We start from the raw sequence: 19,187 nt of genomic DNA, 5'->3' as shown, positions 1-19,187 counted from the left end.
CCTGTTAGCCTCGCTCACCGCGGCTCGGCGCCGGATAGATGGGCGCGGGAGCTGGCATCGGCTGCGGCGCGGCCTGACCCTGATAGCCCTGTGGCGCACCCGGATAATATTGTCCGTTGTAGACATAGCCGTCGGCCTGACCATCGCCATTGTTGTCGGCCCACACCGCGCCGGCGAGACCGCCGACCGCGGCGCCGATCGCGGCACCGGTGAGAACGCTGACGCCGGGGATTACCGCGCCTGCAACGCCGCCGAGAACGGCGCCACCGATCGCGCCGGTCGCCACGCGGCGGAGCCTCGGATCATAGCCCTGCGGCGTGCCGCTGTGATATTGGCCATTCTGGACATAGCCGTCGACATAGCCGTCACGATTGTTGTCGGCCCACACCGCATTCGCGATGCCGCCGATCGCGGCACCCGCCAGCGCGCCTTCGACGATGCTGACGCCGGGGACGATCGCGCCCAGAGCGGCGCCGCCGGCCGCGCCATAAGCAGCGCCAGTGGCAAGATTTCCGGCGGTCCGGTCGTTACCGTAAGTTGTGCAAGCCGAGAGGCTGACGGAGCCGGCGAGAAGCACGGCAATCATCGTCCTGTTCATGGGTAATCTCCCTTTGAATCGCTTCCGATGCGGACAATGCGGCGGGACCCAGCCCTCGGCGCGGCGCATATGTCACGGATCGGAAACGACGCCATCTCTTGATCGTTCCGTATCCGGTCCCGGATGAACCCCAGCTAGACGCACCCGTTCTTAGGAATTCCGTGCGTTCCAAGCGCGCGCGCTTGTTGCTAGGATGTCGGGATGAAGGCGACCATCTACCATAATCCGGCCTGCGGGACTTCTCGCAAGACCCTGACGCTGCTCGAAGAATCGGGCGCCCACGTGCAAATCATCGAATATCTGAAGTCGCCGCCGACGCGCGCCGAACTGCAACGACTTTACGCGCGCGCCGGCATCACCGCGAAGGATGGCCTTCGCGCCAAGGAGCCGCTTGCCGCCGAGCTCGGCCTGACCGCCGACGGTGTGAGCGACGACATGATCCTCGACGCGATGATGGCGCACCCGATCCTGATCAACCGCCCGCTGGTCGAGACCGACAAGGGCGTGGCGCTGTGCCGCCCCCAAGAAGAGGTCCTCAAGCTGTTGTGAGTAGCGCGCGGAATCAGCGTCCGCTGTGAACGGGCTCGACCCCCGATTGCTCTTGCGCGGCTATGCCGCCGGCATCTTCCCGATGGCCGACAGCCGCGACGCCGGAGACATTTTCTGGGTCGAGCCGCGCAGCCGTGCGATCCTCCCGCTCGACCGGTTTCACCTGTCCCGCTCGCTCGCCCGCCGGGTCCGCTCGCGCCGCTTTGAGGTGACCGTCGACCGCGCGTTCGGCGAGGTGATCGCCGCTTGCGCCCGGCGCGACGAGACCTGGATCAACGAGCAGATCGAGCGCGCTACGCTTGGCCTCCACGCCGCGGGAAATGCCCATTCCATCGAGACATGGCGCGACGGCAAGCTGGTCGGAGGCCTTTACGGCGTCAAGCTGGGCGGCGCCTTCTTCGGCGAAAGCATGTTCAGCAGCGAGACCGACGCGTCGAAAGTGGCGCTCGCGTGGCTGGTTGCCCGGCTGAAGGTTGGCGGATACTCCTTGCTCGACTGCCAGTTCATGACCGGTCACCTCGCGTCGCTGGGGGCAGTTACCGTTCAGCGAGAGCTATACGCTCAGTTGTTGGCTTCGGCGCTGGGTTCCGGCGCCGGGACTTCGACGGCAGGAGCAGGTGCATCCACGACGTCCGGGCGAGCGACGTCTCCAGCAGACTTCTTCGCGCTCGATGGCTTGCTCGCGGAGTTCGAGGCGGTCGGTGCCGCGAGCGATGCCGCCGGCGCTCCCGGAGCGCCGGGCCAGCTCATCGTGCAGCTCTTGGGCCACACGTCATAGACCGGGTGCTCGACGACGTTGAGCGACGGCGATTCCTTGTAAAGCCAGCCTGAAAAAACGCGCTTCCACGCCTTGTTCGGCTGTTCGACATCCAGCTGGACGAACGCCCCGGTGAGCGGCGGCGATTCCCATGGCGCGGTCGTTTCACACGCCCGCAGCCGGACGATCACGTCACGGATGCGCAACGCCTCGCCCGGCTTCATGGTGAGGTCGCGGACGATCCCGTTGCGCTTGTTGAGCAGGCCGAGCACCGCGACCCGTTCGGCCATCGGGGTTTCGCCGACATTCTGCAGCGCCTTGCCCTTGCGCGCATCGACCATTGGCGACGATGACGCTGGCTCCTTCGCCGCGCGGTCGCAGCCGCCGAGCAGCACCACCGAGGCGGCAATCATCGCGCAAGAGCGGCGCACGCCTATTCGGGCTTCCACGCCTGATAGTCGCCGGTCGCGGCGGGCCTGACGCCCTGCCCGCCGAGCGACCCGCCGGGCTTGTAGGCGGCGAAGGTCCCGGTCTGATTGGCAAGCGGCGGCTGCTCGAACGGGCGGCGCGGAGGGAGCTCCTTTTCGGGTAGCTCGTCGATCGTGCCCTTGAGCCATGCCTGCCAGCCCGGCGGAACGCGGCTGCCGTCGTTGGCGCCGGCATAGATCACCCAGCGGCGCCGGGCGTCGTCCTTGTGCTGCAGATAGACATTGCCGGCGTCATCGCGACCGACCTCACGCCCGTGACGGTTCGAGAACAGCGCCGTCCCGAAGGTGGCGCCGTTCCACCAGCTCGGACTGAAGAATTTGCCGAATAGTCCCATGTCAAGCGCCTTTGCCGTGTTCGGGGCCGGTGCGCAACCAAGCGAGCGCGTGGCCCGCTTTTACTGCTTCCAACGGACCCGGTCGCCGGCACGGATGCCAAGCTGCGCGGCACGCCCCCCGGCGATCTCGAGCACCGCCGTCACCGGACCGTCCGACGGGATCAGCGCAAGGTCCATCGGCACGGCATTGGCGGCGACATTCGCGATCGTACCGTCGGCGCGAACGAAGATCAGGTCGAGCGGGATGAGCGTGTCCTTCATCCAGAACGTCGCCATCTCGGGCTGGGCGAACGGGAAGATCATCCCGCGGTCGGGCGCGAGGCTCCGGCGAAACATCAGTCCGCGCTGCTGCTGTTCGCCAGTGCTGGCAACTTCGACGAGGAAATGATGCGACGTGCCCGTTCCGGTCACGGTGAGCGGAACCTGCGGCATTCCCGACACGGCCGCCTGCCATGCGGCAGCGACCGAGGCGCTCGGCTGGCACGCCGCGAGCGCCAGCGCGGCAGCAACCCAGATGCCGGCGATCAGTTTTCCTGCTCGCTCTCGCGCAGGTCGACCGCGGTCAGACCCTTCAGGCCGTCGGCGATCCGCACCTCGACCATCTCGCCCGGCTCGAGATCCGCCAGTCCCGCCCGGCGCACTGTTTCCATATGAACGAAGATGTCGCCCCGTTCTCCACCCGGATCGACCAGAAAGCCGAAACCCTTGACGCGATTGAACCACTTGACCTCCACCAGTACGAACGGTCCAGCCGCCTCGGCAAGTGCCTCGCGGTCGGCCCGGTCGGCAACAGGAATGGGGCTGCGCGGCGCCGAGGGCAAGGCCGTCGACAGGTCGATGTCGAGAATTTTTACCGCTTGGAGCCCGCGATTCTGCAACGCGCAGACGCATTCGACGTCAGCGCCTTCGGGGAGCGAGCGGCGACCGTGATCCTTGAGCACGCTGAAATGGATCAGCACGTCGCCTTCGCACGCGTCGCTGACCAGGAATCCGAAGCCTCGCGTCGAATCGAACCATTTCACACGCCCTCGAATAACAAAGGACTCGGGATCGGGCGCTTCAATGCGCTCTCCCTCATCTTTCGCCTCGCTACGCATCGCCTCTGCAGTTCCCAATCTGTGACTCGTTTCACATCCGGAATCACTAGCGCAAACAATTATGTCAGAAAAGCGAAGTTAAGCATAATCTAACGCAAATCCGAAAGCGAGATGTGGTCAACAGGATCTGCAGGCAGCAGGTCGACGATCGCGCGGGAAAGCGTGAAGGAATGACCGGCGCGAAGCATGGCTGCGAGCGCCTTTTCGCGCCGGGCCGGGTCGAGGGGGGCATCGGCGAACGGCCCGATCCGCCGCCTCCGCGCCATGCGAAGCGCGGCTTCAACGCGCTCGTCTTGGGCCAGGGCCCGCGCCTCGCCGCCGTCCTCGTCGTCGATGCCCGCGGCATAGAGCGCCTGGCCCACTCGCCGCGCGCCATAGCCGCGGCCGGTAAGCGCACGCGCTTTTGCCACGGCAAAGGCTGCATCGTCGACATAGCCAAGGCTGGCCAGCCGTTCGGCGAGCGCGGCCGGGTCGGCCGGTTCTGGCGCGTCCCACCCACGCTCCCTGAGCTTGCGCTGCAGATAGCTGGCGAGCTTCGACCGCGAAGTGGCGAAACGTCCGACGTAAGCCAGCGCCAGCTCGTTGAGCGTCGCCGGGTCGAGAGGTGGGCGCGGTCGGTGTCCGGTTCGGGGCGGCATGGCGCCATGTTTGTGCCACACTGTCTTCCCATTCACCATCCGGGGCCGTGCCTGACCCCAACGACGGCGCAAGCCGCCGCCAGATGCTCTTGAATGCCAGGAACCCGCGTGACCCAAAGCCACGACCTTTCTCCCCCCGGCGCCACGCCAACCCTCGACGCCCTGCCCCGCCGAATCGCGGATTTCGCGACGATGGGCGAGGCACTCGACTATGCCGCCAAGGGGCAGCGCGGCATGAATTTTCACGACGCGCGTGGCACCCTGGTGCGGGCCTATCCCTATTCCGAGCTGCGTGGGCATGCGCTTGCCCATGCGCAGCGCTTTCTTGCGCTGGGCCTCGCCAAGGGTGACCGCCTCGCGTTGATCGCCGAGACCGGCCCCGAGTTCGCCGCCTGCTTCTTCGGCGCGGTCTATGCCGGGCTGTGGCCCGTGCCGCTGCCGCTGCCGACGAGCTTCGGCGGGCGCGAGGCCTATGTCGAGCAGTTGAAGGTCATGCTGACCAGCTCGGACCCCAAGCTGTTCCTATTCCCGCCCGAACTCGCCGATTTCGCCGGCGAAGCCGCCGCCGCGCGAAAGGTCGAAGCGCGCGACTGGGACACGCTCGTCGACATCGTGCCGAGTGACGGCGAGCTTCCGCCGCAGGACGGCGAGGAAATCGCCTATCTCCAATATTCGAGCGGTTCGACCCGCTTCCCCCACGGCGTCGCGGTCACGCATCGCTCGCTGCTCGACAATCTGCGCGCGCACGGCGTCGGTCTCGCGATGGGGGACACCGACCGCGTGATCTCCTGGCTGCCGTGGTATCATGACATGGGGCTGGTCGGCTGCATGCTCTCGCCGCTCGCCAACCAGCTGTCAGTCGATTACCAGAAGACCGAGGACTTCGCGCGCCGTCCGCTGGCGTGGCTCGACCTGATCAGCCGCAATCCGGGCACGTCGGTGAGCTATTCGCCGACGTTCGGCTATGACATTTGCGCGCGCCGCCTGTCATCGCTGACCAAGGTCGAGGACCGCTTCGACCTGTCGCGGTGGCGGATCGCCGGCAATGGTGCCGACATGATCCGGCCGGATGTCATGCAGTCGTTTGTCGACGGCTTTGCCAACGCCGGGTTCAACGCCAGCGCGTTCTGCCCCAGCTATGGCCTTGCCGAGGCGACGCTCGCCGTCTCGCTGATGCCGCCGGGCGAGGGGATCCGCCTCGAACTCGTCGAGGAGAGCGAATTGTCGGGCGTCGGAACTCCGGAACAGGAGCGTCCGCGCCGCTACCGCGCAATCGTCAACTGCGGCAAGCCGGTGACCGGGATGGAGCTCGAAATCCGCGACGCGTCGGGCGAACTGCTCGCCAATCGCAGCATCGGCAAGGTGTTCGTGCGCGGTGCCAGCGTGATGGCCGGCTATTTCCGCGACGAGGAATCGACCGCCGCCTGCCTTGCGGCCGATGGCTGGCTCGACACCGGCGACATGGGCTATTTGTCGAACGGTTACATCTTCATCGTCGGCCGCGCCAAGGACATGATCATCATCAACGGCCGCAACCACTGGCCGCAGGACATCGAATGGGCGGTCGAGCAATTGCCCGGCTTCAAGTCGGGCGACATCGCCGCCTTCGCGATCACCGGAACGTCCGGCGAGGAAACCCCAGCGGTGCTGGTCCATTGCCGGGTCAGCGACGAGGGCGAGCGCAGTCGCCTGCGAGACGACATCCGCGAGCGGGTCCGCGCAATCACGGGGATCTCTCCGGTGGTCGAATTGATCCCGCCTCGCACACTGCCACGCACAAGTTCAGGGAAACTGAGCCGCACCAAGGCGCGCAATCTTTATTTGTCCGGCGAAATCCAACCCTATGATATCGCTGCCTGAAGCGCAGCGCGACGGATCCCGTGGTGGGCGGGCGAGGTCCGTGCCGCAACCGTGGCCGTTCTTGCGGCACCGTTCAAAATTACCGAGTTGCCACCCCGACTTGCACGCCCTCGCGGGCGAGGGTAGGGGACGGGTGGCCTAGGGGTATAGCTCAGTTGGTAGAGCATCGGTCTCCAAAACCGAGGGTCGTGGGTTCGAGTCCCCCTGCCCCTGCCAGCCGCCCGTCGTCGCTTGAACCGCCTGCGGCTTCGCGCTAAGGTCGTCGCCGATGAGGTCTGGCGGGCACCCCCCGCGGACCTCTTTTTTCTATATGCTAACTCTATCTGGGAAGAGGCGAAGCACAGTGGCCAAAGTAACTCCCGGCGAATTCTTCCGCCAGGTCCGCGTCGAAGGCAGCAAGGTCGTCTGGCCGACCCGCCGCGAGACGGTCACCACCGGCATCATGGTCGCGATCATGACCTCGATCCTTGCGATCTTCTTTTTCGGCGTCGACGCGATGTTCAGCGCGATCGTTCAATTCCTCCTCGGCCTTCTGGCCAAGTAACAAAGGCGAAGCGACCCACATGTCCCGCTGGTACATCATCCACGCTTACTCGGGCTTCGAGAACAAGGTCCGCGATTCGATCCTGTCCGAAGCCAATCGGCTCGGTCTCGCCGGCATGGTCGAGGCGGTCGAAGTTCCGACCGAGAAGGTCACCGAGGTCCGCCGCGGCAAGAAGGTCACGAGCGACCGCAAATTCTTCCCCGGCTATGTGCTGGCGAAACTCGGCATGACCGATCAGGTCTACCACCTCGTCAAGAACACCCCGAAGGTGACCGGCTTCCTCGGCCCGAACGGCAAGCCGCAGGCAATCACCGAGGCCGAGGCTGCGCGCATCCTCAACACCAAGGAAGAGGCCGCCGCCGCAGCTCCCAAGGCGCGGATCAAGGTCGACTACGAGATCGGCGATTCGGTCAAGGTGCTCGACGGCCCGTTCGCGAGCTTCAACGGCATCGTCGAGGAACTCGACTTCGACCGCAGCCGGGTCAAGGTCTCGGTCTCGATCTTCGGCCGCGCGACCCCGGTCGAGCTCGAGTTCGAGCAGGTTGAACGCGTCAAGTAAGGCGCGGCTACCTCGTAGCGTGACCGGTCGTGCTATAACGCCTGGCCTGCCGCCCAGCCGCTCGCCCAGGCCCAATGGAAATTATAGCCGCCGAGCCAACCGGTGACGTCGACCGCTTCGCCGATCGCGTAGAGCCCCGGGACGGTCGTCGCGGCCATCGTTTTAGATGACAGCCCTGCCGTCGCGATGCCGCCGGCGGTGACCTCGGCCTTGGCATAACCCTCGCTGCCGTTGGGCGTGAAGCGCCAGTCGGCGAGGCGCGCCTCAGCCGCCGACAGCGCGCGGTCGGGGATGTTGGCGAGGTCGCCGTCAAGCGCGATTCGATCGCAAAGCGTTGCCGCGAGGCGATCGGGGATCGCCTGTCCCAAAGCGCGGCGAACGGTCGATCTGGGTGCGTTTCGCTTGGCGTCGAGCAGCCAGCCCGGGCCGTGAGTCGGGAGGAAATCCACGCCGATCGACCGGCCGTGGTGCCAGTAGGATGAGACTTGCAGGATCGCCGGGCCGGACAGCCCGCGGTGGGTGAACAGCGCGGCTTCGCGAAACGCCGCGCCGTCGCAGCGCGCGACGACATCGGCGGCGACGCCCGACAGGGTGCGGAACAGCAGGTCTTCGCCGCTGAGCGTCAGCGGGACCAAGGCCGGGCGTGGCTCGACGACCTTCAGGCCGAATTTGCGGGCGAGGTCGTAGGCGAACCCCGAGGCGCCCATCTTCGGGATCGACGGGCCGCCGGTCGCCACGACCAGCGCGGGTGCGGTGACGGTTCGCCCGCCGCAGGTGACCCGGTAAGTCGCATCGGCGTGATCGACCGCGGTAATCGGGGCTCCGCAACGGACCTCTACCGAACCCGCCGCGCATTCGTCGAGCAACATGGCGACGACCTGCCGCGCCGAACCATCGCAGAATAATTGTCCAAGCGTTTTTTCATGCCAGGCGATGCCGTGACGCTCGACCAATCCAAGGAAATCCTGCGGCGAGTAGCGGCTCAGCGCCGAGCGGGCGAAGTGCGGGTTGGCGGAGAGGAAGCGATCGGGCGCGGTCGACAGGTTGGTGAAGTTGCAGCGGCCACCGCCCGAAATGAGGATCTTCTTGCCCGGCTCGTCGGCGTGATCGATCACCAGCACCCGCCGCCCGCGCTGCCCGGCGATCGCGGCGCACATCAACCCCGCCGCGCCGCCGCCCAGCACGATCCCGTCATAGGCTGGCGCGTCATAGGCCCCGTTCATCCTAAACCGGGTTCATCGCTGGTGCGCGGGCTTCTTGCGGGGCTTGGGGTACGGCGGCTTGGCGGCACTCGGGCCAGCCAGCGGCGAATAAGGCGGCTGGGCCTCGCCGCGATTGTTGTGCGAGGGACCTTTGCGCGGCCCTCCCATTGCCGGCGGCGCGCTTGGCGAGGGCTCGATGGTGATCCCCGACTCATCCTCGCTACCCGGGTTGGCGGTGCGGCGAACAGCGTCGCGGAACTTGGCCTCGGCGGTGCGGACGAGCTGGAAATAGGTCTCGTTGGGGGCAATGCGGATCGCCCCGATCTGGTTGCGCGAGACGTGGCCGCGGCGGCACAGCAAGGGCAGGATCCAGCGCGGGTCGGCATTGTGGCGGCGGCCGATGTCCATCCGATACCAGATCGCATCGTCGAAGTCGGCGCGGTCGCGCGGCGCGTCGTCCTGGCCGCCCCGACTTCCGGTCGCCCCGACCGGTCCCGACGGCGCGGCGCGGGCCGACAGGTCGATCAGTTCCTCGGGCTCGGGCATCTGGCTCTTGCGCGACTGGATCAGCGCCAGTGCTAGATCGGTCGCGCTCATCTGGTCGACCAGTTGCGCTGCCAGCGCGCGGTCCTCGCCGCTCGCCTCGGCCGGAGCGGTGAGCGTGGCGAGGAAGCGCTCGCGGTCGCGTTCGCGGATCGCGTCGGCGCTCGGCACCGGCACCCACTCGGCGGCGACCCGCGCCTGGCGAAGCATCCCCTCGACCCGGCGGCGGCGCGGATAGGGCACAATCAGGACGGCGGTGCCCTTCTTGCCGGCGCGGCCGGTTCGTCCCGAGCGATGCTGCAGCACTTCGGCGTCGCGCGGCACCTCGACGTGGATGACGAGGCTGAGCGAGGCGACATCGATCCCGCGCGCGGCGACGTCGGTCGCGACGCACACCCGCGCGCGGCCATCGCGCAACGCCTGCAGCGCGTGGTTGCGCTCGTTCTGGCTGTGCTCGCCCGATAAAGCGACGGCAGCGAAGCCGCGCTCGACGAGCGCGGCGTGGAGGTGGCGGACATTGTCGCGCGTGGCGCAGAACAGCATCGCCGTTTCGGCCTCGTAAAACCGCAGCAGGTTGATCACCGCATGTTCGATGTCGGCAGGTGAGACGGCGACCATCTGGTACGATATGTCACCATGCCCGCGGTCGTCGCCGACGGTCGAGATGCGCACCGCGTCCTTCTGATAGCGGCGGGCAAGCGCGACGATCGGTTTGGGCATGGTCGCCGAGAACAGCAAAGTCTTGCGCTCGGCCGGGGTCGCGTCGAGGATCTCCTCAAGATCTTCGCGGAAGCCCATGTCGAGCATCTCGTCGGCCTCGTCGAGCACGACATATTGTAGCGCCGACAGGTCGAGCGCGCCGCGTTCGAGATGGTCGCGCAGGCGCCCCGGAGTGCCGACGACGATGTGCGAGCCCTGCGCCAGCGCGCGCCGCTCGAGCGAGGCATTCATCCCGCCAACGCAGGTCGTGACGCGCCCGCCGGCCTTGGCGAACAGCCATGTCAGTTCGCGGCTGACCTGCAGCGCGAGCTCGCGCGTCGGGGCGATCACGAGCGCGAGCGGAGCGCCCGCCCCGCCATTATTGCCGCCGACCTCGAGCAACCGATCGGCCATGGCGAGCCCGAACGCGACCGTCTTGCCCGATCCGGTCTGCGCCGAGACGATCAGGTCGCGGCCGCGCGCCTCATCCTCGAGCACCGCCGCCTGGACCGGGGTGGGGTCGGCATAGCCCTGTTCGACGAGGGCTTCGGCAATGAGCGGGGGGAGCGTTGGGAAAGGCATAGATCTCGATGCTGTTGCCGCCCGCTAAAAAGAGGGCGCGATGAAGTTGGCTGCCGGGCGGGCGACGAATTCGCACGCTGCACGTCTCGGGCAAAGGTGGCGCGAGTTCGAGCCCCTAGCCGGTTTCATCGGGAATCGCCATCGGCAATCGGATTGGGAGTCAACCGTCACAAAATAAAGCTGATCAACAGGGTCGCGTTGAGCGCAATCAGCGTGAGCGAGATCGTCCACGCCACGATTGTAAGCGCGCGCGAATTGACGAGCGGGCCCATCAATGTGGCGTTGCTTGTCATGCGGACCAGCGGGACGACCGCGAACGGCAACTGGAAGCTGAGAACAACCTGGCTGGCGATGAGCAATTGCATCGCGCTCGCCTCGCCGGCAATCAGGATGACGGTGATCGCGGGGATGATGGCGAGGCCGCGGGTGATCGAGCGACGCGCCCAGGCGGGGAGCTTGAGGTCGAGGAATCCCTCGGCGACGATCTGACCGGCGAGCGTGCCGGTGACGGTCGAGTTCTGGCCGGCGGCGAGCAGGGCGGCGGCAAACAGCACACTCGCGGCGCTGGCACCTAGCATCGGCGAAAGCAGATGATAGGCGCTCGACAGGTCGGCGATGTCGGTGCGGCCGGCGACGTGGAAGGTCGAGGCGGCGAGGATCAGAATGGCGGCGTTGACGAACAGCGCGAGGGTGAGCGCGAGCGAGCTGTCGATGGTCGCGAGGCGGACCGCTTCGCGGCGGCCCTCGTCGGTGCGGTCGAAGCGGCGGGTCTGGACGATCGACGAGTGGAGGTAGAGGTTGTGGGGCATGACCGTCGCGCCGACGATGCCGATCGCGAGGTAAAGCATTGCCGGGTCGGTGACGATGCGGGTGGTCGGCACGAAGCCGGCGAGCACCCTGCCCCATGCCGGCTGTGACAGCGCCAGCTCGACCGCCAGGCAGCCGCCGACGACGACCAGCAGCACGATGACGAACGCCTCGAGCTTGCGGAAGCCGAAATTCTGGAGGGCGAGGATGAGGAATACATCTAGCCCGGTAAGAAGCACGCCGGTCGCGAGGGGCAAGCCGAACAAGAGCTTAAGCGCAATCGCGGTGCCGAGGACTTCGGCGAGGTCGCAGGCGATGATGGCGAGCTCGCACAACGCCCATAGCGCGAGATTGACCGGGCGCGAATAGGTCTCACGGCAAGCCTGGGCGAGGTCCATTCCGGTCGCGATGCCAAGCTTCGCGGCCAGCGCCTGCAGGACCATCGCGAGGATACTGGCAAAGAGGATGACCGACAGCAGCGCATAGCCATAGGCAGAGCCGCCGGCGAGATCGGTCGCCCAGTTGCCGGGGTCCATGTAGCCGACCGCGATGAGATATCCCGGCCCGGCGAAGGCCCACAGCTTGCGCCAGAAATTGCCGGCGCCGGCGGGGACGAGAACCGAGCGATGGCTTCGGCCGAGCGAGCGGCGGCGGCGGGATTTCACGGGCGGGTCCGCCTGCCCCGCCGGGTCGATCGCGACCTCGGGGGGTGGCGGCATGCACTATTCTCCTGTCACTGGCCCCTCGTTACCACAAGCGACGACGGCAGGGTTTCCGTATTTGACGCGACCTGCTCAGCGAAGCGGCACGGCGGGGGATGGCGCGGCGGCCGCGGACATTCGGGCCGGGGTCACCCGCCACACGGTGTTGCCGACATCGTCCGCGATCAGCAGCGCGCCATACTTGTCGACAGCGACCCCGACCGGGCGGCCGCGGCTTTTGCCGCGTTCGGCGTCGCGGAAGCCGGTGACGACGTCCTGCGCCATGCCCGACGGGCGGCCGTTCACGAACGGCACAAAAGCGACCTTGTAGCCCGACGGCGAGTAGCGGTCCCAGCTGCCATGTTCGCCGATGAACGCGCCGCCCTTATACTGAGGGAATAGCGCGCCGCTGTAAAAGGTCAGGCCCAATGCGGCGACGTGGCTGCCTAGCGCATAGTCGGGCTTGATCGCCTTGGCGACGAGGTCGGGGCGGCGGTCCTGCGGGGCGATGCGCGGGTCTTCATGCTGGCCGTAATAGCTGTAGGGCCAGCCATAGAAGCCGCCGTCCCGGACCCGGGTGAGATAGTCGGGGACCAAGTGCGCGCCGATCTCGTCGCGCTCGTTCACTACTACGTAGAGATCGTTGGTGCCGGGGTAGAACACCGGGCTGTTAGGATTGCGCAGGCCGGTCGCGAACACCCGCGAACGGCCCGAGGCGCGGTCGATTTCCAACACTGCGGCGCGATTATGCTCCGCCTCGAAGCCGTTCTCTACGATGTTCGAATTGGAGCCGACGGTGGCGTAGAGCCGCTGCCCGTCGGGCGAGAGGACGAGGCTTTTCGTCCAGTGGTGGTTGATCGGGCCGCCGGGGAGCGGGGTGAGCGTCTTGGCCGGAACGGTGATCGGAGTGGTCTGACCGAGCATGTAGGGGTAGGCGACGACCGCATCGGTGTTGGCGACGTAGAGAGTATTGTCGATCCACGCGACGCCGAACGGCGAGGTCAGCTTGTCGATCAGGGTCGTGACGAGTTCGGGCACGCCGTCGCCGTTGGCGTCGCGGATGAGGGTGATGCGGCTGGCGGCCTTGACCCCGCCGGGGTAGCTGGTCGCGGCTTTCTTGATGACCGAGGTTATCGGATCCTTGGGGCGCTTGACCGGCTCCGGCGGCGGGCCCTTGGCCTGGACCGCGAGGATGTCGCCGTTGGGCAGGACATAGACGAAGCGCGGGTGGGCAAGACCGGTGGCGAGCGCCTTGATCGTGAGGCCGGCGGCGACGACCGGAGTCTCGCCCTTCTTCCATCCGATGCCGGCGGCGACGTTGATTGGGGGCAGCAGGAACTGCTTGGGATCGGGCAGTGCCGGGTTCGGGCCGACCTGCGAATTCTCATCGAAGGCGGGGTCGCTGCAGGCGGACAAGGTGACAAGGAGCGAGGTCGCGAGGAGCAGCGCGGCGCGGTTCATGCGGCATACTCCGAAGCAGATGCTCGGCGGTCGGTCATCGCAGCGATGAAGCCACCGGCGTAGAGCAGGATGACGACCACGAGGCTGAGCAGGATCCCCTCGGGCACCACCGCGGTCCAGCCATCGCGGCTGTGGACCAGGGCGTTAAGGAGGCCGAGCAGCAGCGCGAGGATGGTCAGGCCGAAATGCCAGCCGAAGCCGCGCCGGCCGCGCGCACCGCCGGTCGCCCAGTCGGCGATTCCGGCGAGGACCGCGAGCCCTCCGGTGACGAGCGCGGCGGCGATCAGCCAGATCGAAAAATATTGCCACATCAGGTTGGCGGTCTGCACATATTGCCAGTCGGTGATCAGCGCGAGCGTGAAAAAGGCGGTCGGGAAGCCGCCGAGGAAGCGATGAAGTCCGCCGGCAACACTCGGCCGCTTAGCGTTTGGCGTACTGCGAACCCTGTGCTTCTCGACCAAAGCGGGTTGTTCCTCGACATATTCGGCCATCGACACACTCCTTGCACCGGAGGCAATACGATCCAGCCTCCGTTGCTGTTCCGCTCCGACCCGCGCGCTAGGCAGGATGCCGCGACGCGCCTAGTCTGCTGGGATGGCCCCGGACCAAGACGACATCTACTTCGGCGTAGCCGGCGCCGAGCTCCAGGCGCTGGCCGATAACCTGCCCCATCCGGCGTGGATCGCGTACGCCGACGGCTTCATCTTCTGGTTCAATCGCCGTTGGTACGAATATACCGGCACGACGATCGACGACCAGCGTGGCTGGGGGTGGACGACAACCCGCCACCCCGAAGAGATCGAGCAGATCACGGCGGTTTGGAAACAGGCCCTCGCGGACGGCAAGCCGGTCGAGATTACCTTCCCCCTGAAAGGCCGCGACGGCATTTTTCGCCTGTTCGTGACCAGCATTGTCCCGGTGCGCGACGCTTCCGGCCAGATCGTCCGCTGGTTCGGGACGAATGTCGACATCACCGGCCAAGTCATGATCGAGGACCGATTGCGCGTTGCCGAAACGGATTGGCAAAGCCTGTTCGACAAAATGCAGGACGGGTTCGCGATCGGCTCGGTGGTCTACGACGCGACTGGCATTGCGGTCGACGGAACGATCGTCAAAGCCAATAAACAGTGGTCGTTCTTGACCGGCCTTCCGCCTGTCAAAGCCCCCGGGACGAGCCTGGTGCAAGTCGCTGGCGTGGCCGGTGAGCAGCTCCTCAAGGCATTCGCACGGGTTCTCGAAAGCGGGGTTGCCGAACTTTTCGAGGCGCATATCGAGGCACTCGGCCGGTGGTTGGAAATTCGCGCCTACCGCCACTCGCCGACTCAGGTCGCCGCCTTTTTCCACGACGTCAGCGAACGGAAACTGGCTGAATATGAGGCTCGGAGGGCGCAGGATAACCTCCTCCGAGTTTCACGATTGAGCGCGATGGGAGCGCTCGCGTCGACTCTGGCGCATGAATTGAACCAGCCGATCGGCGCAGCCGCCAATTATATTGCCGCGGCAAACGAGCATCTGAAGCGATCATCCGACCCGGAAAAACAGCGGCTTCAGCAATTGTTGAAAAGCGCCAACGAGAGCTGCCTACGCGCGGGGCGGATTATCCGCAGCATGCGCGAATTCACCGCATCCGGGAGAGTGACCAAGACGTCGGAGGATCTGAAAGAGATGATCTCCGCGACGATTGCCGACTTTCTTGATGACGAAGCGTCCGACGGGCTGACGTTCGAATTCGTCTGCCCGAACGGGTTGCCACCGATAATGTGCGACCGGATCCAGATCGAGCAGGTGCTGATCAATCTTTACAGCAATTCGGTGCGGGCGATGGCAACGACCGAGGCCCGGTCGATCAGGATCGACGTGACGGCTCGGCCCGATGTGGTATTGATCCGGCTGGGTGACAGCGGGCCGGGTTTCACCGACCGGTCGCCTGAGGAATTGTTCGAGCCGTTCTGGTCGACCACCGACGTCGGATTGGGGCTCGGGCTGCCGTTGTGCCGGACGATCGTCGAGGCGCATGGCGGCGCGATCTGGGGCGAGCGCGGCGATCCCGATGGCGCCTGCTTCGTAATCCGTCTGCCGGTTGACCAAGACGGGCCCCAGCCTCCGTCCACTTGATCGCCGGGCGTCCGTCAGCTATGGGCGCCCCCTTCCAGATAATCTGGGAAACATGCCGCGGGAGGATGACCTTAGGGCCGTCCGCTTGAACCGCTAAACTTGACCGGGGCTGGCGTCGTGCTTGCCCCCCTACAGAGTGAGCAAGATGGCGAAGAAGATTACCGGTTATATCAAGCTGCAGGTGCCAGCCGGCGCCGCCAACCCGTCGCCGCCGATCGGCCCGGCGCTTGGCCAACGCGGCGTGAACATCATGGAATTCTGCAAGGCGTTCAACGCCGCGACGCAGGAACTCGAAAAGGGCATGCCGATCCCGACGGTCATCACCGTCTTCGCCGATCGCAGCTTTTCGTTTGCTACCAAGACCCCGCCAGCGAGCTTCCTGCTCAAGAAGGCGGCCAAGCTGAAGTCGGGCTCGAAGGAGCCGGGCAAAATTTCGGCGGGCACCATCAAACGATCGGCTGTAGCGGCAATCGCCGAGCAGAAGATGAAGGATTTGAACGCCAACGATATCGAGGCGGCAACGAAGATCATCGAAGGCTCCGCTCGCGCGATGGGCCTCCAGGTCGTGGAGGGTTAATCGCATGACCAAGATCACCAAGAAGCAGAAGAGCCTCGACGGCAAGGTCGAGCCGATGAAGCTGTACAATGTCGATGATGCCATCGGCCTGCTCAAGAGCCTGGCGTCGACCAAGTTCGATGAGACGCTCGAAGTCGCGATCAACCTGGGCGTCGACCCGCGTCACGCCGACCAGATGGTGCGCGGCGTCGTCAACCTGCCCAAGGGTACCGGCAAGGACGTCCGCGTGGCGGTGTTCGCGCGCGGCGCCAAGGCCGACGAAGCCACCGCGGCAGGCGCCGAAGTGGTCGGTGCCGAGGATCTGATGGAAGCGATCCAGGGCGGCAAGATCGATTTCGATCGAGTCATCGCGACCCCCGACATGATGGGTGTCGTCGGGCGTCTGGGTAAAGTGCTCGGACCGAAGGGCCTGATGCCGAACCCGAAGCTCGGTACGGTCACGATGGACGTCAAGAAGGCAGTCACCGACGCCAAGTCGGGCCAGGTCGAGTTCCGCGTCGAAAAGGCCGGGATCATCCATGCCGGGATCGGCAAGGCGAGCTTCCCCGCGGCCGACCTCAAGGCGAACTTCGACGCCTTCGTCGACGCGATCGTCAAGGCCAAGCCGAGCGGCGCCAAGGGCAAGTACCTCCAGAAGGTCGCGCTCAGCTCGACGATGGGCCCAGGCGTCAAGGTCGACACGTCCGAGATGATGGGCGCATAAGTAGCGCACCTTCTCGCGAACGGAAAAATCGGGGCCGGGGAAGCAATTCTCCGGCCCCTTTTCATTCCCCAAAAGCGCCATTGCTCCGGGTCGCAATCCGCGAGATAATCGCCCCGCCTGTCGCTTTAGATGGGGTGTTGACGCGCCGTGCCGAATCAACTGCGCCTCGCGTTCGAGGGAGAGTGTCGATGAACCGCTTGTTTCTAGCCGCCATGATGACGTTGGGCGCCGCCGGCCTCGCCGCGACGCCGGCCAGCGCCCGCAACTATGACTGCACCAAGGCCGGCAACGCCACCAAGGCCGAGTGCAAGACCGCTGCGAAAGCGGCACCCAAGGTCGCCGCCAAGCCGATGGTGGCCGCCAAGGCCGCTGCCAAGCCCGCTGCTCCGGCCAAGGTCGCGACCAAGACCGTCACCAAGACCGTCACCAAGACCGAACGCAACTATGATTGCCGCCTCGGCGGCAACAAGAACAAGGCCGCGTGCCAGACCGCCGCGACCCCGGCAAAGCTGGTCGTCAAGCAAGTCACTACCGCGACCACCACGCGCAACTATGACTGCGCCAAGGCGGGCAATGCCACCAAGACCGTGTGCAAGACCGCCACTGCCTCCAGAACCGTTGCCGTTGCCAAGCCGGTCGCGGTGGCCAAGCCGGCGCCCAAGGCTGCCGCGCCTGCCGCCGACGACAAGAACCCGGCCGGCGCCCTCGCGCGCTGCAAGGACGGTTTCTACAGCCACTCGAAGCAGCGCACCGGCTCGTGCTCGCGCCACGGCGGCGTGGCCAAGTGGGCCTGACACGGACTTGACTACAGGGGGGCCGGAGCAACGCGCTCTGGCCCCTTTTTTTGTAAAGCGGGAGGGGAAATAAATGAGCTACTCGGCGACACCACCAAACGAAACGTCGCCGGCCTACAAGTTCGGCTCGGCATTGAACGGCCGCCACATCCGGCTTGGCAAGGCCAAGTGGATCGTGCCGGTCGTCATCGCGCTGATCGTCATCTGGATGAGCAGTTTCGCGCGCGTGCTCCCCGGCAATGTCGGCATCCGCGTCAACAATATCGTTGGCGGCGTGTCGCCCGATTCGCTCGGCGTAGGCTGGTATTTCGCACCCCCGGGCACGCACATCTATGAGTATCCGGTATTTACGCGGACCTATACCTAGACCCGCTCGAAGACCGAGCAGAACGAGGTCGACGAAAGCTTCAACTTCCAGGACAAGAACGGCCTGTCGCTCAGCGCCGATGTCGCGGTGAGCTACCATGTCGATCCGACCAAAGCCTCGATCCTGTTTCAGCGTTACCGCACCGACATGGACCAGATCATCGCCGGTCCCTTGCGCAATTCGATCCGCAACGCGATCGTCGAGCGCGCCTCGCAACTGGGCGTCGAGGAGATTTACGGCAGCCACAAGGCTGAGCTGGTCAACACGGCGCTCAAGGAAGTGCAGAAATTCTTCGGGCCGGTCGGCCTGCAGGTCGAGCAGCTTTACTGGGCCGGCAATATCGCGGTTCCGCAGCAGGTACTCGACCAGATCAACGCCAAGATCGCCAACGAACAGGCCGCGCTCGCGGCGCAGGCCAATGTCGCCACCGCCAAGGCCAACGCCGACGCACGCATGGCCAAGGCGAAGGGCGACGCCGAATCGATCCAGGTCGAAGCCGAGGCGATCCGCACCAACCCCGAGATCGTCAAGATGCGTGCCGTCGAAAAGTGGGACGGGCGCCTGCCGACCTACACCGGCAGCGGCCCGATGCCGTTCATCGACGCAAAGTGACGAAACCGCCCCTCCCGCCCGGGGGCGGGAGGGCCAGGTTTCATTTCGTGGGCATCATGATGTGGGCGTAGGGGGTGCCAGCGAACATCACATAGGGCTTCGACGTGTCGGGGTTGGCCCCAGCGGGATAGCCTGACGCGCGCGCCGCGTCGGCACTGAGGATCATGACATGTGGGCCCGTCTTGATCCAGCCGCGGGTCGGCTTCGTGGCGAAGGGATCAAGGTTGCTCGCGTCCGTGCCGCCCTTGAGCATGTAGGCCATGCCGGTCGCGCCGGGAGGGGTCTTGTGACCCATCCAGGCCATTGCCCAGGCAAGCCCGACCTTGTCGAAGCACATCGGATCGGGCCCCGGGGTGGCTGGATTGTCGGGCATGCAGGTCCAGCCGTTGCCGCCCTTGCGCAGCACCTTCCCGTCGCCGCTGATCACCGTCGCGCCGCGCGCCACCGCGGCGGGCGCGGCGCCGAGCGCGCCGGTAATGAGCGCCGGCGACGCCGGCGACGGGTGAGCCGGGACGGCTACAAGCCCCAGCGCGAAGGCGCCGCTGATCGAGATAAACCTGTTCATGATCCATCCTCCCTTGGTCGGATGGTCAAATCAC

General features: G+C 65.9%; 21 protein-coding genes, 1 tRNA gene and 2 pseudogenes. 12 read left to right on the top strand and 12 right to left on the bottom strand.

Annotated features, from left to right (window positions below):
- Positions 1 to 4: 4 nt before the first annotated feature.
- A complete protein-coding gene (locus tag Q0R27_RS05405; protein ID WP_293941885.1) occupies positions 5 to 598 on the bottom strand; it encodes a hypothetical protein in 594 nt (197 codons plus the stop codon).
- A 201-nt stretch (positions 599 to 799) separates the two neighbouring features.
- On the opposite strand from Q0R27_RS05405, the gene arsC reads away from it, so the two are divergent.
- Both arsC and aat read left to right on the top strand, forming a co-directional pair.
- Positions 800 to 1,147, top strand: a complete 348-nt coding sequence (gene arsC, locus Q0R27_RS05400; protein WP_293941882.1) for an arsenate reductase (glutaredoxin) — start codon at positions 800 to 802, stop codon at positions 1,145 to 1,147.
- Between the two features lie 25 nt (positions 1,148 to 1,172).
- A complete protein-coding gene (aat, locus tag Q0R27_RS05395; RefSeq protein WP_366079903.1) occupies positions 1,173 to 1,925 on the top strand; it encodes a leucyl/phenylalanyl-tRNA--protein transferase in 753 nt (250 codons plus the stop codon).
- Here the strand turns inward: aat and Q0R27_RS05390 are convergent.
- From Q0R27_RS05390 to Q0R27_RS05370, 5 genes and pseudogenes are all read right to left on the bottom strand, one after another.
- A pseudogene (locus tag Q0R27_RS05390) lies at positions 1,886 to 2,245 on the bottom strand (DUF2155 domain-containing protein); the annotation flags it as partial. The gene aat and the pseudogene Q0R27_RS05390 overlap by 40 nt on opposite strands.
- Before the next feature lie 92 nt (positions 2,246 to 2,337).
- Positions 2,338 to 2,727: an NADH:ubiquinone oxidoreductase subunit NDUFA12 gene (locus tag Q0R27_RS05385; RefSeq protein ID WP_293941880.1), complete on the bottom strand. Its 390-nt coding sequence runs from the start codon at positions 2,725 to 2,727 to the stop codon at positions 2,338 to 2,340.
- Between the two features lie 60 nt (positions 2,728 to 2,787).
- Complete coding sequence (locus tag Q0R27_RS05380; protein ID WP_293941876.1) at positions 2,788 to 3,159, bottom strand: DUF192 domain-containing protein; 372 nt, start codon at positions 3,157 to 3,159, stop codon at positions 2,788 to 2,790.
- Between the two features lie 92 nt (positions 3,160 to 3,251).
- Positions 3,252 to 3,824 carry a cold-shock protein gene (locus Q0R27_RS05375; RefSeq protein ID WP_293941873.1) on the bottom strand — a complete coding sequence of 191 codons (573 nt, stop codon included), beginning with the start codon at positions 3,822 to 3,824 and terminating at the stop codon, positions 3,252 to 3,254.
- 89 nt (positions 3,825 to 3,913) lie between these two features.
- Positions 3,914 to 4,462, bottom strand: coding sequence for a RecX family transcriptional regulator (locus Q0R27_RS05370; RefSeq protein WP_293941870.1), 549 nt, complete (start codon positions 4,460 to 4,462; stop codon positions 3,914 to 3,916).
- A 108-nt stretch (positions 4,463 to 4,570) separates the two neighbouring features.
- On the opposite strand from Q0R27_RS05370, the gene Q0R27_RS05365 reads away from it, so the two are divergent.
- The 4 genes from Q0R27_RS05365 to nusG all read left to right on the top strand — a co-directional run bounded on the left by Q0R27_RS05365 (position 4,571) and on the right by nusG (position 7,425).
- Entirely contained in the window at positions 4,571 to 6,322 is a 1,752-nt protein-coding gene (locus tag Q0R27_RS05365; RefSeq protein WP_293941867.1) for a fatty acyl-AMP ligase, read from the top strand.
- 140 nt (positions 6,323 to 6,462) lie between these two features.
- A tRNA-Trp gene (locus Q0R27_RS05360) sits at positions 6,463 to 6,538 on the top strand.
- A gap of 127 nt (positions 6,539 to 6,665) precedes the next feature.
- The gene (secE, locus tag Q0R27_RS05355) at positions 6,666 to 6,866 is read left to right on the top strand and encodes a preprotein translocase subunit SecE (RefSeq protein ID WP_293941864.1); all 201 of its coding nucleotides are present in this window, start codon (positions 6,666 to 6,668) and stop codon (positions 6,864 to 6,866) included.
- Positions 6,867 to 6,885: 19 nt separating this feature from the next.
- Positions 6,886 to 7,425 carry a transcription termination/antitermination protein NusG gene (gene nusG / locus Q0R27_RS05350; protein ID WP_293941861.1) on the top strand — a complete coding sequence of 180 codons (540 nt, stop codon included), beginning with the start codon at positions 6,886 to 6,888 and terminating at the stop codon, positions 7,423 to 7,425.
- A gap of 32 nt (positions 7,426 to 7,457) precedes the next feature.
- Here the strand turns inward: nusG and Q0R27_RS05345 are convergent, their stop codons facing one another.
- The 5 genes from Q0R27_RS05345 to Q0R27_RS05325 all read right to left on the bottom strand — a co-directional run bounded on the left by Q0R27_RS05345 (position 7,458) and on the right by Q0R27_RS05325 (position 13,911).
- Entirely contained in the window at positions 7,458 to 8,648 is a 1,191-nt protein-coding gene (locus Q0R27_RS05345; RefSeq protein WP_293941859.1) for an NAD(P)/FAD-dependent oxidoreductase, read from the bottom strand.
- A 12-nt stretch (positions 8,649 to 8,660) separates the two neighbouring features.
- On the bottom strand, positions 8,661 to 10,451 hold the full coding sequence (locus Q0R27_RS05340; protein ID WP_293941856.1) for a DEAD/DEAH box helicase: 1,791 nt from the start codon (positions 10,449 to 10,451) through the stop codon (positions 8,661 to 8,663).
- A gap of 167 nt (positions 10,452 to 10,618) precedes the next feature.
- On the bottom strand, positions 10,619 to 11,977 hold the full coding sequence (locus tag Q0R27_RS05335; RefSeq protein ID WP_293941853.1) for an Nramp family divalent metal transporter: 1,359 nt from the start codon (positions 11,975 to 11,977) through the stop codon (positions 10,619 to 10,621).
- Between the two features lie 75 nt (positions 11,978 to 12,052).
- Positions 12,053 to 13,420 carry a sorbosone dehydrogenase family protein gene (locus Q0R27_RS05330; RefSeq protein WP_293941850.1) on the bottom strand — a complete coding sequence of 456 codons (1,368 nt, stop codon included), beginning with the start codon at positions 13,418 to 13,420 and terminating at the stop codon, positions 12,053 to 12,055.
- The gene (locus Q0R27_RS05325; protein ID WP_293941847.1) at positions 13,417 to 13,911 is read right to left on the bottom strand and encodes a DUF2231 domain-containing protein; all 495 of its coding nucleotides are present in this window, start codon (positions 13,909 to 13,911) and stop codon (positions 13,417 to 13,419) included. Before Q0R27_RS05325 ends, Q0R27_RS05330 begins: the two co-directional genes overlap by 4 nt.
- Before the next feature lie 103 nt (positions 13,912 to 14,014).
- Here Q0R27_RS05325 and Q0R27_RS05320 point away from each other — a divergent pair, with 103 nt between their 5' ends.
- The 6 genes and pseudogenes from Q0R27_RS05320 to Q0R27_RS05295 form a co-directional block, all read left to right on the top strand.
- The gene (locus Q0R27_RS05320; protein ID WP_293941844.1) at positions 14,015 to 15,535 is read left to right on the top strand and encodes an ATP-binding protein; all 1,521 of its coding nucleotides are present in this window, start codon (positions 14,015 to 14,017) and stop codon (positions 15,533 to 15,535) included.
- Positions 15,536 to 15,680: 145 nt separating this feature from the next.
- Positions 15,681 to 16,112, top strand: coding sequence for a 50S ribosomal protein L11 (gene rplK / locus Q0R27_RS05315; RefSeq protein WP_293941841.1), 432 nt, complete (start codon positions 15,681 to 15,683; stop codon positions 16,110 to 16,112).
- A 4-nt stretch (positions 16,113 to 16,116) separates the two neighbouring features.
- A complete protein-coding gene (gene rplA / locus Q0R27_RS05310) occupies positions 16,117 to 16,815 on the top strand; it encodes a 50S ribosomal protein L1 (protein WP_293941839.1) in 699 nt (232 codons plus the stop codon).
- A gap of 188 nt (positions 16,816 to 17,003) precedes the next feature.
- A complete protein-coding gene (locus tag Q0R27_RS05305) occupies positions 17,004 to 17,609 on the top strand; it encodes a DUF3761 domain-containing protein (RefSeq protein ID WP_293941836.1) in 606 nt (201 codons plus the stop codon).
- 73 nt (positions 17,610 to 17,682) lie between these two features.
- A complete protein-coding gene (locus Q0R27_RS05300; protein WP_293941833.1) occupies positions 17,683 to 17,976 on the top strand; it encodes a hypothetical protein in 294 nt (97 codons plus the stop codon).
- A gap of 24 nt (positions 17,977 to 18,000) precedes the next feature.
- Positions 18,001 to 18,588: pseudogene (locus Q0R27_RS05295) on the top strand (SPFH domain-containing protein); the annotation flags it as partial.
- Positions 18,589 to 18,628: 40 nt separating this feature from the next.
- Here Q0R27_RS05295 and Q0R27_RS05290 read toward each other — a convergent pair.
- A complete protein-coding gene (locus tag Q0R27_RS05290; RefSeq protein ID WP_293941830.1) occupies positions 18,629 to 19,153 on the bottom strand; it encodes a hypothetical protein in 525 nt (174 codons plus the stop codon).
- Positions 19,154 to 19,187: the final 34 nt, after the last annotated feature.

Origin of the sequence: Sphingomonas sp., from assembly GCF_025362505.1 — a bacterium.
GTDB lineage: Bacteria > Pseudomonadota > Alphaproteobacteria > Sphingomonadales > Sphingomonadaceae > Sphingomicrobium.
The sequence above is the reverse complement of the archived record's forward strand: the minus strand, read 5'-3'. Positions and strand labels throughout refer to the sequence as shown.

What these genes read in the sequence shown, in the direction of transcription:
- arsC (WP_293941882.1), top strand. Translation starts at nt 800, where the DNA reads ATGAAGGCGACCATCTACCATAATCCGGCCTGCGGGACTTCTCGCAAG.
- Q0R27_RS05325 (WP_293941847.1), bottom strand. Translation starts at nt 13,911, where the DNA reads ATGGCCGAATATGTCGAGGAACAACCCGCTTTGGTCGAGAAGCACAGG.
- Q0R27_RS05300 (WP_293941833.1), top strand. Translation starts at nt 17,683, where the DNA reads ATGAGCTACTCGGCGACACCACCAAACGAAACGTCGCCGGCCTACAAG.
- rplA (WP_293941839.1), top strand. Translation starts at nt 16,117, where the DNA reads ATGACCAAGATCACCAAGAAGCAGAAGAGCCTCGACGGCAAGGTCGAG.
- Q0R27_RS05380 (WP_293941876.1), bottom strand. Translation starts at nt 3,159, where the DNA reads ATGCCGCAGGTTCCGCTCACCGTGACCGGAACGGGCACGTCGCATCAT.
- Q0R27_RS05290 (WP_293941830.1), bottom strand. Translation starts at nt 19,153, where the DNA reads ATGAACAGGTTTATCTCGATCAGCGGCGCCTTCGCGCTGGGGCTTGTA.
- Q0R27_RS05405 (WP_293941885.1), bottom strand. Translation starts at nt 598, where the DNA reads ATGAACAGGACGATGATTGCCGTGCTTCTCGCCGGCTCCGTCAGCCTC.
- Q0R27_RS05370 (WP_293941870.1), bottom strand. Translation starts at nt 4,462, where the DNA reads ATGCCGCCCCGAACCGGACACCGACCGCGCCCACCTCTCGACCCGGCG.
- Q0R27_RS05305 (WP_293941836.1), top strand. Translation starts at nt 17,004, where the DNA reads ATGAACCGCTTGTTTCTAGCCGCCATGATGACGTTGGGCGCCGCCGGC.
- Q0R27_RS05375 (WP_293941873.1), bottom strand. Translation starts at nt 3,824, where the DNA reads ATGCGTAGCGAGGCGAAAGATGAGGGAGAGCGCATTGAAGCGCCCGAT.
- Q0R27_RS05345 (WP_293941859.1), bottom strand. Translation starts at nt 8,648, where the DNA reads ATGAACGGGGCCTATGACGCGCCAGCCTATGACGGGATCGTGCTGGGC.
- rplK (WP_293941841.1), top strand. Translation starts at nt 15,681, where the DNA reads ATGGCGAAGAAGATTACCGGTTATATCAAGCTGCAGGTGCCAGCCGGC.
- Q0R27_RS05330 (WP_293941850.1), bottom strand. Translation starts at nt 13,420, where the DNA reads ATGAACCGCGCCGCGCTGCTCCTCGCGACCTCGCTCCTTGTCACCTTG.
- Q0R27_RS05320 (WP_293941844.1), top strand. Translation starts at nt 14,015, where the DNA reads ATGGCCCCGGACCAAGACGACATCTACTTCGGCGTAGCCGGCGCCGAG.
- Q0R27_RS05335 (WP_293941853.1), bottom strand. Translation starts at nt 11,977, where the DNA reads ATGCCGCCACCCCCCGAGGTCGCGATCGACCCGGCGGGGCAGGCGGAC.
- Q0R27_RS05340 (WP_293941856.1), bottom strand. Translation starts at nt 10,451, where the DNA reads ATGCCTTTCCCAACGCTCCCCCCGCTCATTGCCGAAGCCCTCGTCGAA.
- Q0R27_RS05385 (WP_293941880.1), bottom strand. Translation starts at nt 2,727, where the DNA reads ATGGGACTATTCGGCAAATTCTTCAGTCCGAGCTGGTGGAACGGCGCC.
- nusG (WP_293941861.1), top strand. Translation starts at nt 6,886, where the DNA reads ATGTCCCGCTGGTACATCATCCACGCTTACTCGGGCTTCGAGAACAAG.